The following is a 13523-nucleotide window of genomic DNA, read 5'->3' on the forward strand; positions in this document are numbered from 1 at the left end:
TCTAGGAGGCGCCATGCCTCCGCCTAGCACGGTCGGCGGCCCGGCGCAGGGGCGGGGGCGCGGCGTGGCTTCCTACAATGCCGCCATGTTTGTCCACCTGCGCCTGCACACCGAATTCTCCGTCGTCGACGGCACCAACCGCATCGACGAAGTCGTCCAGGCCGCCCGCGCCGACGGTCAGCCGGCTCTGGCCATTACCGACCTGAACAACCTGTTCGGCGCGGTCAAGTTCTACAAGGAAGCGCGCGGCGCGGGCGTCAAGCCGGTGCTGGGCGTGGAGGTGTTCCTCGAAGGCCTGGGCGCCGACGTTGGTGCCATGACCCGCATCGTGCTGCTGGTGCAGAACACCACCGGCTACCTGCACCTGTCCGAACTGCTGGCGCGCGCCTGGACGCAGAACGTCGGCCGCGCGCAGTCCCAGGCGGTGGTCAAGCGGGCCTGGCTGGAGGAGCTCGGCGGCGGTCTGATCGCGCTGTCCGGTGCCCAGGCCGGGCCGCTGGGCGCGGCGCTGCTGCAGGGCCACGCGACGCGCGCCGACGACCTCGCGCGCCAGCTGTCGGCGCTGTTCCCCGATCGCTTCTACGTCGAGCTGCAGCGCGCCGGCCGACCCGACGACGAGCCGCACGTCGTCGCCGCCGTCCAGCTCGCCGCGCGGCTGGGCCTGCCGGTGGTGGCCACGCACCCGGTGCAGTTCGCCACCGCCGACGACTACGAGGCCCACGAGGCGCGCGTGTGCATCTCCGAGGGCGAGATCCTGGGCAACCCGCGCCGCGTGCGCAAGTTCACCCGCGCGCAGTACTTCAAGTCCGCCGCCGAGATGGAGTCGCTGTTCGCCGACGTGCCCAGCGCGCTCGCCAACACCCTGGAGATCGCGCGCCGCTGCAGCCTGACGCTGGTGCTGGGCAAGCCGCAACTGCCGGATTTCCCGACGCCCGACGGCCTGCCGATCGGCGAGTATTTCCGCGTGGCCTCGTTCGCGGGCCTGGAGGAGCGCCTGGCGCACCTCTTCCCCGACGCGAAGCAGCGCGAGGCCGAGCGGCCGCGCTACGTCGAGCGGCTGGAGTTCGAGATCAACACGATCCTGAACATGGGCTTCCCCGGCTACTTCCTGATCGTGGGCGACTTCATCAACTGGGCCAAGAACAACGGCTGCCCGGTCGGACCGGGCCGGGGCTCGGGCGCGGGCTCGCTGGTGGCCTATTCGCTGAAGATCACCGACCTCGACCCGCTGCAGTACAACCTGCTGTTCGAGCGCTTCCTGAACCCCGAACGCGTCTCGATGCCCGACTTCGACATCGACTTCTGCCAGGGCAACCGCGACCGCGTCATCGACTACGTCAAGGACAAGTACGGCCGCGACGCGGTCAGCCAGATCGCCACCTTCGGCACCATGGCCGCGCGCGCGGCGATCCGCGACGTCGGCCGCGTGCTGGACATGAGCTACATGTTCTGCGACGGCGTGAGCAAGCTGATCCCGAACAAGCCCGGCCAGCCGGTGACCATCCAGTACCCGCCCAATCCGAGGGTGGAGGGCGACAAGAACAACTACGCCATCGAGATGGAGCCGCAGCTCGCCGCGCGCATCGAGAAGGAGGAGGAGGTACGCATGCTCGTCGAGCTGGCGCAGAAGCTCGAGGGCATGACGCGCAACATCGGCATGCACGCCGGCGGCGTGCTGATCGCGCCGGGCAAGCTCACCGACTTCTGCCCGCTCTACCAGCAGCCCGGCAGCGATTCGGCCGTGAGCCAGTACGACAAGGACGACGTCGAGGCCGTGGGCCTGGTCAAGTTCGACTTCCTGGGCCTGGCCACGCTGACCATCCTGGAGATCGCGCGCGAGTTCATCGTCAAGCGCCACGTGGACCAGGCGCACTTCAACTACGAGGACATCCGGCTCGACGATCCGGGCACCTACCGCCTGTTCTCCGACGGCAAGACCGAAGCGGTGTTCCAGTTCGAATCGCGCGGCATGCAGGGCATGCTCAAGGACGCGCGGCCCACCCGGCTGGAGGACCTGATCGCGCTCAACGCGCTCTACCGGCCGGGTCCGATGGACCTGATCCCCAGCTTCGTGGCGCGCAAGCACGGCCGCGAGCCGGTGGAGTATCCGCACCCGCTGGTGGCCGAGATGCTGTCCGAGACCTACGGGATCATGGTCTACCAGGAGCAGGTCATGCAGACCGCGCAGATCCTGGGGGGCTACTCGCTCGGCGGCGCCGACCTGCTGCGCCGCGCGATGGGCAAGAAGAAGGCCGAGGAGATGGCCGAGCACCGGTTGATCTTCCGCGCCGGCGCGGCGAAGAACGACATCCCGCAGGAGAAGGCCGACGAGATCTTCGACCTGATGGAGAAGTTCGCGGGCTACGGTTTCAACAAGTCGCACGCCGCGGCCTATTCGCTGCTGGCCTACCACACCGGCTGGCTGAAGGTGCACTACACGGCCGAGTTCTTCTGCGCCAACATGACCGTGGAAATGGACGACACCGACAAGCTCAAGGTGCTGTTCCAGGACGCCGTGAAGCATTTCGGCATCGCCTTCGAGCCGCCGGACGTCAACCGCGGGCACTACCGCTTCGAGCCGGTCACGGACAAGTCGATCCGCTACGGCCTGGGCGCGGTCAAGGGCACCGGTCAGCTGGCGGTGGAGGCCATCGTGCGCGCCCGCGAGGCCGGCGGGCCGTTCGCCAGCCTGTTCGACTTCTGCGTGCGCGTGGACCGCCAGCGCATCAACAAGCGCACCGTGGACGCGCTGATCAAGGCCGGCGCCTTCGACTCGATCCACGACAACCGCGCCTCGCTCGTCGCCTCGATCGACCGTGCCTTCGAATTCAGCGCCGCCACCGAGGCCAACGCCGCACAGGTCGACATCTTCGGCGACTGCGAGCACGGCTCGGCCGCGCAGGAACCGGCGCTGGTACCCGCCACGCCCTGGGGCGTGAAGGAACGGCTGACCTTCGAGAAGACGGCCGTCGGCTTCTACCTGTCGGGCCACCTGTTCGACGAGGTCGCGCAGGAGGTGCGCCGCTTCTGCCGCCGCGAGATCGACGAGCTGCTCGACAGCCGCGAGCCGCAGGTCATCGCCGGCATCGTGAGCGACCTGCGCGTCATCAACGGGCAGCGCGGCCGCCTGGCGATCTTCAAGCTCGACGACAAGTCGCTCTCGATCGAGGCGACGGCCGACGAGGCGGTCATGAACGCCAACCGCAACACGTTGAAAGACGACGAGCTGGTCATCGTCAGCGGCCGGCTGCAGCCCGGGCGCGGCGGCTTCGAGGCGCGCTTCCAGGTGCAGCAGGTCTGGGACCTGGCGACGGCGCGCTGCCGCTTCGGCAAGTTCCTGCGCGTGGCGGTCAACGGCAAGGCGCCCGACATCGCGCGGCTGGTGAAGGACTTCCCGCCGCGCCTGGAGACGACCGAGGTCGGCGAACTGCGCCAGGGCCTGCCGGTGCGGCTGTCGCTCGCGCGCGGCGGCGCCCGGGTCGACCTGCAGCTGGGCGAGCGCGCCAGGTTTTTTCCCACCGATGCCGCGCTCGCGAGCTGGATGGCGCAGGCCGAGGCGGGGCAGGCGGCCATCGTCTACGAATAACCGGTGGATCGATTAATGCGCACTTGTGAAGATTTGAAACATGGAAGAGGGGGTTTGTAAGCTTTTTTCAATACAATTTGAATTGCCTTGTAACAATAAATAGCTACCGCGTGCAAGGCCTTCCTCCCTTCACTTCCAAGAGTGTCCGCATGCGCTGTTTCCAGGATTCCCCTTCGCTGAGCCGGCTCGACCGCGCGCCGTTCAAGTTCGGACACACGCTGCTGGGCCACCCGGCGCTCGGCCTGGACAACCTGGCCAAGGTGCTGCCGGCGCTGCCGAAGGCGCGCGTGCACTATTCCAAGGGGTTCCTGAAGAACGGCGACGACTTCGAGTCGGCCCTGTGCAAGGGCGAGCCACGCGCCATGAGCATCGAGGAGACCATCGAGCAGATCCGCGTCTCCGATTCGTACATCATGGTCGACGGCCCGCAGGAACACGCCTCGTTCGCGCCGCTCTACCGCGAGCTGATCGGTGACGTGGAGACGATCATGCGGCGCTGCGGCGTCGGCGAGCGGGTCACCGATCCGCGCCTGTTCCTGTTCATCGCCTCGCCCGACAGCGTCACGCCGTTCCACATCGACCGGTATTCGAACTTCCTGATGCAGTTCCGCGGCAGCAAGGAGGTCTCGGTCTTCCCCCAATGGGACGAGCGCCTGGTGTCGAGCGAGAACAAGGAAGCGTACGTGGCGCTCGCCAACACCAAGTTGCCCTGGAAGCCGGAATTCGACGCGCTGGGCACGAAGTTCGACTTCCGTCCGGGCGACGCGGTCCACATCCCGTTCACCGCCGGCCACCACGTGCGCAACGGCGCCGACGACATCTCGATCTCCCTGTCGATCTTCTTCAGCACGCGGGAGAGCCTGGCCTGGCAGAACGCGCTGCGCTTCAACCACGCATCGCGCGGCATGCTCCAGCGCGTGGGCATGACGCCGGCACCGGTCGGCCACCAGCCGTGGCGCGACGTCGGCAAGTCCTACATGTGGCGCGCGATGCGGGGCGTCCGCCAGACGCTGCGCTGATACGCGCAATAGAAAAGAATTACATTGCGGGGAGCGACCAGGGTGCCCCCATGCAATGTTTCGAGAACGCGACGGACTTCGACAAGTTCGATCGCACCGCCTTCAAGTTTCGTCACCGCCTCATGGGGCATCCGGCCCTGAGCCTGGAAAACCTGGCGCGCGTGCTGCCCGCGCTGCCGAGGAAGCAGGTGATGCATTCGATGGGCCGGCTGAAGAACGGCGACGACTTCGAAGGCACCTTCCGGGGCCGCTCGCGGGGACCGGGCATCGAGGAGACGATCGAGAACATCCGCACCTCCGATTCCTACGTGATGGTCAGCAACCCGGAGGTCGACGCGTCGTTCGCGCCGCTGCACCGCGAACTGGTCGCCGACGTCGAGGCGCTGATGCGGCGCCAGGGCGCCGGTTCGCGCATCGTCGAGCCGCAGCTCTACCTCTTCATCGCCTCGCCCGGCAGCGTCACGCCGTTCCACATCGACCGCTACTCGACCTTCCTGATGCAGTTCCGCGGCAGCAAGCAGGTCAGCGTCTTCGGCCAATGGGACGAGCGCGTGGTGAGCCAGGTGCACCGCGAGGCCTACGTGGCGTACGCCAACACCCGCCTGCCGTGGTCGCAGGACGCGGACGCCCTGGGAACGTGCTTCGAGTTCCGTCCCGGCGAGGCGTTGCACATCCCGTTCGTCGCCGGGCACCACGTGCGCAATGGCGACGACGACGTGTCGATCTCGATGTCGATCATCTTCAACACGCCGCAGTCGATGGCCTGGCGCCGGGCGCTGGCGTTCAACCACTCGGCCCGGCCGGTGCTGGGGCGCGTCGGTCTGGCGCCCGCGCCGGTGGGGCGCCAGCCATGGCGCGACGGTGTCAAGTCGCGGCTCTGGAGCGCGGCGCAATCGGCCCGTCAGGCGATCCGGCGCTAGCGCCCCGACGCCCCGGGTCCGCCGCCCGGCTCAGCGCTTGGGCTTGAGCTGCACGATCAGCGCCGTCGGCACCCGGCCGTCGATGTCGCGCGGCAGCCGCTCGGTCTTCTGCAGCGCGCGCAGGGCCGCCTGGTCCCAGGCGGGCAGGCCGCTCGACTTGACCAGCCGCGGCGTGCCGACGATGGTGCCGTCGGGCGCCAGGCGCACGTCGAATTCGGCGCCGGGATTGCCGCTCACCAGGTCCGCGTCCGGGAAGACGACATTGGGCCGCACCGCCGCCGCGACGCGGCCGCCATAACTGCCCGAGGGACCGGACGACTTCTGCGCGTTGCCCGTGGCGCCGTCGTCGCCGCTGGCGCCGGCGAGGCCCTGCATGCGCTTGAGCGTGGCGGCACGGTCGGCCGCGGCCTGCTTGGCGGCGGCGGCGGACGCGGCGGCCGCGGCATCCGCCCTGGCCTTGGCTTCGGCCTTGCGCGCCTCGGCCTGTTTCGTCTCGGCGGCCTGCTTCGCCTCGGCCTGCTGTCGGGCCTCGGCCTCCTTCTTGCGGCGGGCGTCGGCCTGGGCCTTCTGCTGGGCTTCGCGGCGGTCCTCGGCTTCCTCCTCCGCGCGGCGCCTGGCTTCGAGTTCCTTCTTGTCCTGTGCGGCCTTCTTCGCCGCCTCCCGGGCGGCTTCCTTCGCGGCTTCGCGCTTCTTCTCCTGCCGCGCTTCCTCCAGGTCGCGCTCGCGTTCCTTCTGCTCCTTGAGCTTCTTCTCCCGTTCGAGCGCGATGTCGGGCGCGCGCGGGGCGGGCGTGGGATCGGGCGGGCGCACGGCGGGCGCCGGGGGCGGGGGCGGTGCCGGCCGGGGCGCCGGCGCGGGGGCGGGCGGGGGCGGCGGAGGAGGCGGAGGAGGCGGCGGCGGCGGCGTCGCGGGCTCCGGCGTCGGCGCGGGCGGCTGCGACAGGCGCGGCGCCGCGCGCTGCACGGTCGACGACCAGATCTCGGCCTCGACGGCGTCGCTTTCCTCGGTGTCGCGTTTCCAGCTGACGCCCCAGGTCAGCGCGGCGATGAGCACCACGTGCGCCAGCAGCGCGAACACCACCGCGCGCGGCGTGCCGCGCTGGGGCGGGGGCGCGAATTCGGGGCGGTCCGAAGCGAGCGACATCCCTTACTTTGCGCCCGTGGTCGTGACGGAAAGGCCCACGCGCTCGACGCCGGCGCGCTTGAGTTCGTTCATCGCCTTGACGACCGTCTCGTACTTCACCGACTTGTCGGCGCTGATGACCACCGGGCGCTGGGCGTCGCCGGCCTGCGCCGCCTGCACGGCCTGGCCGATCTGCCCGAAAGGCACGTTGCGCCCGCCCGAGCCGGTGGAGGGGTCCTTCTTGACCTGGATCTCGTCCTCGGTCTTGATGACGATCTCGATGGGCTTGTCGGGCTGCTTGTTGGCGCGGTCGACGCTGGGCAGGTTGATGACGCTGGGCGTGATGAGGGGCGCGGTGACCATGAAGATGATCAGCAGCACCAGCATCACGTCGATGAACGGGACCATGTTGATCTCGTTGATCGTGCGGCGTCCGCGGCCACGGGATGAAACGGCGGGCATGGGGTTCTCCGGTGCTTCGCTTGGGGAGGGCGCGCGGCGCCGCTCAGCGGCCCGTGGCCGAGACGCCGCCGGTGGCCGCGCTCGGGCTGGCCGGCAGGTGCGTCGACAGGTTGCGCTGCAGGATGTTGGAGAACTCCTCGATGAAGGTCTCCAGCGCGATGGCGATCTTGTCGATCTCGCGCGCGAAGCGGTTGTAGCTGACCACCGCCGGAATCGCGGCGAACAGGCCGATGGCAGTGGCCACCAGCGCCTCGGCGATGCCGGGGGCCACGGTGGCCAGCGTCACCTGGGCCAGCGCGGCCAGGCCGGTGAAGGCGTGCATGATCCCCCAGACCGTGCCGAACAGGCCGACGTAGGGCGACACCGAACCGACCGTGGCGAGGAACGAGAGGTTCGACTCGGCCACGTCGAGTTCGCGCTGGAAGCTCGCGCGCATGGCGCGGCGGGCGCCGTCGAGCAGCGTGCCGGCGTCGGCGACGTGGCGCTCGCGCAGCTTCTGGTACTCGCGCATGCCCGAGGCGAAGATGCGCTCCATCGGGCCGGACAGCTTGGCGTTCTGCGCGGCCGCGGAGAACAGCTCGTTCAGGCTGGTGCCCGACCAGAACTCGCGCTCGAAGTCGTCGTTGAGCGCGCGCATGCGCTTGAGCGCGAAGAACTTGCGGAAGATCGCGGCCCAGCTCGCGATGGAGATGCCCACGAGCAGGAGCACGACCAGCTGCACGACGAAGCTCGCGTGCAGCAGAAGGGTGACGATGGAGAGGTCTTGGTTCATGGCTTGGGTGGAGTGATTCATGGAGCGCCGTGGCGCGCCAGGGTTCCCGCGACGTGCCGGGGCATGCGCGCGGGCCGCAGCGACGCCGCGTCGACCCAGCCGATGCGGATGGCGCCCTCGCACAGCAGCGCGTCGGGCTCGGCCCTGGACAGCACGCGCTGGGCGATGGTGAGGGAGGCGGCGCCGCGCTGCGTGAGCTCGGCCGTGACGACCAGCAGGTCGTCCAGGCGCGCCGGGCGGTGGTATTTGAGCTGCGTGTCGCTGACGACGAACATGCCGCCGGTGGCCTCGCGAAGGGCGTGCTGCTCGATGCCCATGGCGCGCAACCATTCGGTGCGGGCGCGCTCCATGAACTTCAGGTAGTTGGCGTAGAACACGATGCCGCCGGCATCGGTGTCCTCCCAGTACACCCGGATGTCGAAGGCGAAGCTCATGCGGCCGCCAGCGCCTCGATCCGCCCGATGGCCTCCTGGAGGTGCGACATCGAGCTGGCGGTGGAGAAGCGCACGAAGTCCGCCGTTCCGGCGTGGCCGAAATCGCGTCCCGGCGTCACGGCCACGTGGGCGCGCCGCATCAGCTCGAACGTGGTGTCCCAGCTGCCTTCGACGCCCAGCCTGCGCGCCAGCGCGGTGCAGTCCGCCCAGGCGTAGAAGGCGCCGTCGGGCATCACCGGCACCGGCAGCCCGAGGGCCTCGAGCCGCGGGATGAACCAGTCGCGCCGGGCCTTGAACTCGGCGCGGCGTCGTTCGTACTCGGCGATGCTTTCGGCCTCGAAGCACGCCAGCGCCGCGTGCTGCGACACGGTGCTCGCGCAGATGAAGAGGTTCTGCGCCAGCCGCTCGACGGCCGCCACCAGCACGTCGGGCACCACCAGCCAGCCCAGGCGCCAGCCGGTCATGCTGAAGTACTTGCTGAAGCTGTTGATGCTGATGACCTGGTCGTCGATGGCCAGCGCGCTCTGGCCGTAGCGTTCGTCGTGCGACAGGCCCAGGTAGATCTCGTCGACCAGCGTGACGCCGCCGCGCCGCGTCACGACCTCGTGGATGCGGCGCAGCGCGTCCGGCGCGATCGAGGTGCCGGTCGGGTTCGATGGCGAGGCCAGCAGCACGCCGCGCGTGCGCGCGCCCCAGGCGGCCTCGACCTTCCCGGCGCTGAGCTGGAAGCGCTCGGCGGCGGTGGTGGGGATCAGGACCGGCGTGCCTTCGGCGGCGGTCACGAAATGCCGGTTGCACGGATAGCTCGGATCGGGCAGCAGGATCTCGTCGCCGGCGTCGATCAGCGCCAGGCAGGCCAGTTGCAGCGCGGCGGAGGCGCCGGCGGTGACCACGATGCGCCGTGCCGGCACGTCGATGCCGAAACGCTGCCGGTACCAGTCCGAGATGCGCTCGCGCAGCGCGTGCAGTCCGGTGGCCGGGGTGTATTGCGTGGCGCCGGCGCGCACCGCCCGCAGGGCCGCCTCCTGCACCAGCGGCGGCGCCGTGAAGTCGGGCTCGCCGATGTTCAGGAAGATCATCGGACGCTCGGTGTGGGCCACCTCGCGCGCCAGCACGCCGGCCGCCTTGGCCACCTCCATCACGTAGAACGGCTCGATGCGCTCGGCGCGCCGCGAGATCCTCATGCGCGGGCCTTGCCCGAGGCCCGGTCGGCTTCGACCTCGCCGCCGCGCAGCTGCGGGGCCAGGCCGTTCAACACGGCGTTGACGTACTTGTGGCCGTCCGTGCCGCCGAACTCCTTGGCCAGCTCGATGCACTCGTTGAGCACCACGCGCCACGGCACGTCCAGGCAATGGCGGAACTCGTAGACGCCGATCCACATGACGGCGTGCTCGATGGGCGAGATCTCGGCCATCTTGCGGTCGAGCAGCGGCACGATCAGCGCGTCGAGTTCGGCCTCCTCGCGGATCGCGCCGTGCAGCAGCGCGTCGTAGTGCGCCGCGTCGGCCTTGTGGAAGCCCGCGAGGTCGCGCGTGAAGTGGTCGATGTCGGTCGGGTCGTTGCGGCCGACCAGGTGCTGGTAGAGCGCCTGCAGGGCGAACTCGCGCGAGCGGCTGCGGTTGGACTTGGCCGAGGCCTTGCGGGCGCCGGTGCTGGTCAGGCCGCTGCGCGACTGGCGCTGCGGACGGCCGTCGGCGGCGGCGGAGGGGGTCGGGCGGGCGTCGTCGGTCATTTGAGTTGCGCCAGCAGCCGGACCATCTCGACGGCGACGCGCGCGGCGTCGCGTCCCTTGTCGCTCTGGCGGGCCACGGCCTGTTCGATGTTCTCGGTCGTGAGGATGGCGTTGGCCACGGGCAGGGCGTGGTCGAGCGCGACGCGGCTCACGCCGGCGCCCGATTCGTTGGCCACCAGCTCGAAGTGGTAGGTCTCGCCGCGCACGATGCAGCCCAGCGCGACCAGCGCGTCGTAGCCGCCGCGCCGGGCCATCGCCTGCAGCGCCACGGGCACCTCGAGGGCGCCGGGCACGGCGACGTGGTCGATGTGGTGGTCGGCCACCCCGAGCGCCGAGAGTTCGGCCATGCAGGCCTCGGCCAGGGCGTCGGTGATGTCGGCGTTGAAGCGCGCCTGGACGATGCCGATGCGCAGGCCGGTACCGTCGAGCGCCGTCTCGGCGCCCTTGTTCGCGTGAAGCATGGGGATTCAGTCTTTCTTCTGGAGGTAGCCGGTGATCTCGAGGCCGTAGCCTGCCGCCATGCTCGGCATGCGGCGCGGCGTGCCCAGCAGGTGCATCCGATGGACGCCGCATTCGCGCAGGATCTGGGCGCCCACGCCGTAGCTGCGCAGGTCCATGCGGCCGCGCTCGGGCGCCTGTGCCGGGCGAGCGGTGCCCTCGAACTGCGCGAGCAGCTCGGTGCCGGACTCGCCGCAGTTCAGCAGCACCGCCACGCCCCGGTCCTGCGCGGCGATGTGGGCGAGGCTGGCGTCGAGCCCCCACGAATGCATCGGCCGTCCGACCTCCAGCGCGTCGAGCACCGACAGCGGCTCGTGCACGCGCACGGCGATGGAGTCGTCCGCGTTCCAGGTGCCGCGCACCAGTGCCAGGTGGATGCCGCCGCTGGGCTTGTCGCGGAACGCGTGGGCCGTGAAGGCGCCCCAGGCGGTCTGGAGGGGGCGCGAGCCGATCTGCTCGACCAGGGATTCGGTGCGGCTGCGGTGCTCGATGAGCGCGGCGATGGTGCCGATCTTCAGGCCGTGGAGGGCGGCGAAGACCTGCAGGTCGGGCAGGCGCGCCATCGTGCCGTCCTCGTTCATGATCTCGCAGATCACCGAAGCGGGCGAGCAGCCGGCCATCGCGGCGAAGTCGCAGCCGGCCTCGGTGTGGCCGGCGCGCATCAGCACGCCGCCGTCGACCGCCTGCAGCGGGAAGATGTGGCCGGGCTGCACCAGGTCGGCGGCCACGGCGTCGCGCGCGACGGCCGCCGCCACGGTGCGGGCGCGGTCGGCCGCGGAGATGCCGGTGGTCACGCCCTCGGCGGCCTCGATCGAGACGGTGAAGGCGGTGGCGTGCTTGGCGCCGTTGCGCGCGACCATCGGGGGCAGGTTCAGCCGCTCGCACATCTCGCGCGACAGCGTCAGGCAGATCAGGCCGCGCGCGTGGCGCGCCATGAAGTTGATGGCCTCGGGCGTGACGTGGTCGGCGGCCAGGACGATGTCGCCCTCGTTCTCGCGGTCCTCCTCGTCGACCAGGATCACCATGCGGCCGGCGGCGATCTCGGCGACGATCTCCTCCACCGGGGAGATGGGCGCGACCGGGGCCGGAGCCGTCGTCGGCGTGGCGCGCGGGACGGCGGCGCCGATCGGTGTCACGGAAGCGTTCATGCGTACAGGTCTTTCGGCGCGGCCGGGCTCGCCAGGGGAGGAATGCCGATCGCGCCGGCCTGGAGCATGCGCTCCACGTAGCGCGCGACCGTGTCGATCTCGAGGTTGACGCTGGCGCCGGCGGCCAGGGTGCCGAGCGCGGTGTTCTCGACCGTGTGCGGAATCAGGTTGATGCTGATCTCGCTGCCTGCGTCGGTGTCGCGCACGCTGTTGACCGTCAGGCTCACGCCGTTGACGGTGATCGAGCCCTTGTAGGCAAGGAAGCGGGCCAGCGAGGGTGGGGCCAGCACGCGCAGTTCCCAACTCTCGCCGACCGCCTCGAACCGCGCGACGGTGCCGATGCCGTCGACATGGCCCGAGACGATGTGGCCGCCGAGCCGGTCGCTGGCGCGCAGCGCCTTCTCCAGGTTGACGCGGCCGTCGGTCTCGGCGAGACCGGCGGTCTTGTCGAGCGATTCGGCCGAGATGTCGATGGTGAAGGAGGGCCCGGCCGGATCGAGCGAGGTGACCGTCATGCAGGCCCCGTTGAGGGCGATGCTGTCGCCCAGGCCGACGTCGTCGAGGTAGCCGGCGGGCGTGGCGATGCGCAGCCGCTTGCCGTGGGATAAGGAGCTTCCGAGGTCGTGGACGGCGGCGATACGCCCCACGCCGGTGATGATTCCGGTGAACATCGTTGCATTTTCGCACGGGCCGGCGGGCCGGCCCGGGCACCCACCGATCCGTCCCTTCATGGAACTGCGTCAACTCCGCTATTTCGTCCGCGCCGTCGAACTCGGCAGCCTGGGCCGCGCCGCCGTCGACCTGGGGGTGGTCCCCTCGGCGCTGAGCCAGCAGCTCAGCCGGCTCGAAGGCGAACTCGCCACCCGGCTCCTGCAGCGCAGCGCGCGCGGCGTGCTGCCCACCGACGCCGGCGCCGCGTTCTTCCGCGAGGCGCAGCTCACCCTGCGCCACGCCGAGCAGGCCCAGCGCGTGGCGCGCTCGGCGCGGCTGACGGGCACGGTCAGCGTCGGGCTGGCGCCCACCACCGGCGCCGTGCTGGCGCTGCCGCTGATGCGCGCGCTGCGCGAGCGCTATCCGGACGTGCGCCTGCACATGGTCGAGAGCCTGTCGGGCCACCTCTCGGCCATGCTCGATGCCCGCCGGCTCGACCTGGCCGTGCTGTTCTCCACCCAGGCCGGCCGGCGCTGGAGCGTCATGCCGCTGCTCGACGAGAAGTTGCTGCTGATCCGGGCGCGGCGCCACATGCCCGAGGGCGCCGGCGCCGGTGCCCGCCCGGTCTCGATGCGCGCGCTGGCCGCGCAGCCGCTGATCCTGCCCACCGGCGGCCATGGCCTGCGCGCGACCGTCGACGCCGCGGCGCTGCGCGCCCGGGTCACCCTGCAGCCGGTGGCGGAGATCGATTCGCTGGCCATGCTGATGGCCGCGGTGGACGCGGGCTTCGGCGCCACCGTGCAGCCCGGCGCGGCGGTCGGTCGCTACCCGGACGCGGCCGAGCGCTTCCACCTGGCGCCGCTGGCCGATCCGCAGGCGCATCGCCGCAACGCGATCTGCAGCCTGTCGGACGACGAACTCCCGCCCGCGGCGCTGGCGGTGCGGGTGGTGCTGGCCGATGTCGCGCGTGGTCTGGTGGCGGCCGGCCAGTGGCCGGGCGCGACGCTGGTGCGGCCGGACTGAGGGCGGCCGCGCGACGCCCGCCGTCGCGCTCGCCGGCGCCGGCGGCCGGCCATCACGGATCGTGAAGGGTCCATGCCGGAACCGGCCTTCCGCGGCGGCGGCCGGCGACCTAGAGTGCGGGCTCTTGCGCGGACCCCACCGCGATCCTTCGAGTTC

13 protein-coding genes are annotated in these 13523 nt (G+C 70.6%); 4 read left to right on the top strand and 9 right to left on the bottom strand.

What is annotated here, in order from left to right; translation table 11 throughout:
• Positions 1-85 precede the first annotated feature (85 nt).
• The 3 genes from dnaE to NF681_10510 all read left to right on the top strand — a co-directional run bounded on the left by dnaE (position 86) and on the right by NF681_10510 (position 5525).
• On the top strand, positions 86-3586 hold the full coding sequence (gene dnaE / locus NF681_10500) for a DNA polymerase III subunit alpha (GenBank protein ID UST55564.1): 3501 nt from the start codon (positions 86-88) through the stop codon (positions 3584-3586).
• A 149-nt stretch (positions 3587-3735) separates the two neighbouring features.
• A complete protein-coding gene (locus NF681_10505; GenBank protein ID UST55565.1) occupies positions 3736-4605 on the top strand; it encodes a cupin-like domain-containing protein in 870 nt (289 codons plus the stop codon).
• Between the two features lie 50 nt (positions 4606-4655).
• Positions 4656-5525, top strand: coding sequence for a cupin-like domain-containing protein (locus NF681_10510; GenBank protein UST55566.1), 870 nt, complete (start codon positions 4656-4658; stop codon positions 5523-5525).
• 30 nt (positions 5526-5555) lie between these two features.
• Here the strand turns inward: NF681_10510 and tolA are convergent, their stop codons facing one another.
• From tolA to NF681_10555, 9 genes are read right to left on the bottom strand one after another with little or no spacing between them, the layout of a single operon-like run.
• A complete protein-coding gene (gene tolA / locus NF681_10515; protein UST55567.1) occupies positions 5556-6668 on the bottom strand; it encodes a cell envelope integrity protein TolA in 1113 nt (370 codons plus the stop codon).
• A gap of 3 nt (positions 6669-6671) precedes the next feature.
• On the bottom strand, positions 6672-7109 hold the full coding sequence (locus NF681_10520; protein UST55568.1) for a biopolymer transporter ExbD: 438 nt from the start codon (positions 7107-7109) through the stop codon (positions 6672-6674).
• Between the two features lie 43 nt (positions 7110-7152).
• Positions 7153-7881 (bottom strand): protein TolQ, encoded by a 729-nt coding sequence (gene tolQ, locus NF681_10525; protein UST55569.1) that lies wholly within the window; start codon positions 7879-7881, stop codon positions 7153-7155.
• A gap of 17 nt (positions 7882-7898) precedes the next feature.
• Positions 7899-8315 carry a tol-pal system-associated acyl-CoA thioesterase gene (gene ybgC, locus NF681_10530; GenBank protein UST55570.1) on the bottom strand — a complete coding sequence of 139 codons (417 nt, stop codon included), beginning with the start codon at positions 8313-8315 and terminating at the stop codon, positions 7899-7901.
• The gene (locus tag NF681_10535) at positions 8312-9499 is read right to left on the bottom strand and encodes a pyridoxal phosphate-dependent aminotransferase (protein ID UST55571.1); all 1188 of its coding nucleotides are present in this window, start codon (positions 9497-9499) and stop codon (positions 8312-8314) included. Before NF681_10535 ends, ybgC begins: the two co-directional genes overlap by 4 nt.
• Entirely contained in the window at positions 9496-10047 is a 552-nt protein-coding gene (gene nusB / locus NF681_10540) for a transcription antitermination factor NusB (GenBank protein ID UST55572.1), read from the bottom strand. Before nusB ends, NF681_10535 begins: the two co-directional genes overlap by 4 nt.
• Positions 10044-10508 carry a 6,7-dimethyl-8-ribityllumazine synthase gene (gene ribH / locus NF681_10545; protein UST55573.1) on the bottom strand — a complete coding sequence of 155 codons (465 nt, stop codon included), beginning with the start codon at positions 10506-10508 and terminating at the stop codon, positions 10044-10046. Before ribH ends, nusB begins: the two co-directional genes overlap by 4 nt.
• A gap of 6 nt (positions 10509-10514) precedes the next feature.
• Positions 10515-11693 (bottom strand): bifunctional 3,4-dihydroxy-2-butanone-4-phosphate synthase/GTP cyclohydrolase II, encoded by a 1179-nt coding sequence (ribBA, locus tag NF681_10550; protein UST55574.1) that lies wholly within the window; start codon positions 11691-11693, stop codon positions 10515-10517.
• Positions 11690-12364 (bottom strand): riboflavin synthase, encoded by a 675-nt coding sequence (locus tag NF681_10555; GenBank protein ID UST55575.1) that lies wholly within the window; start codon positions 12362-12364, stop codon positions 11690-11692. The genes ribBA and NF681_10555 overlap by 4 nt, the downstream gene beginning before the upstream one ends.
• A 58-nt stretch (positions 12365-12422) precedes the next feature.
• Between NF681_10555 and NF681_10560 the strand changes: the two genes are divergently transcribed.
• Positions 12423-13367, top strand: coding sequence for a LysR substrate-binding domain-containing protein (locus tag NF681_10560; protein UST55576.1), 945 nt, complete (start codon positions 12423-12425; stop codon positions 13365-13367).
• The last annotated feature ends 156 nt before the right edge of the window (positions 13368-13523 follow it).

The sequence above is a fragment of the Comamonadaceae bacterium OTU4NAUVB1 genome (assembly GCA_024372625.1).
GTDB lineage: Bacteria > Pseudomonadota > Gammaproteobacteria > Burkholderiales > Burkholderiaceae_C > Variovorax.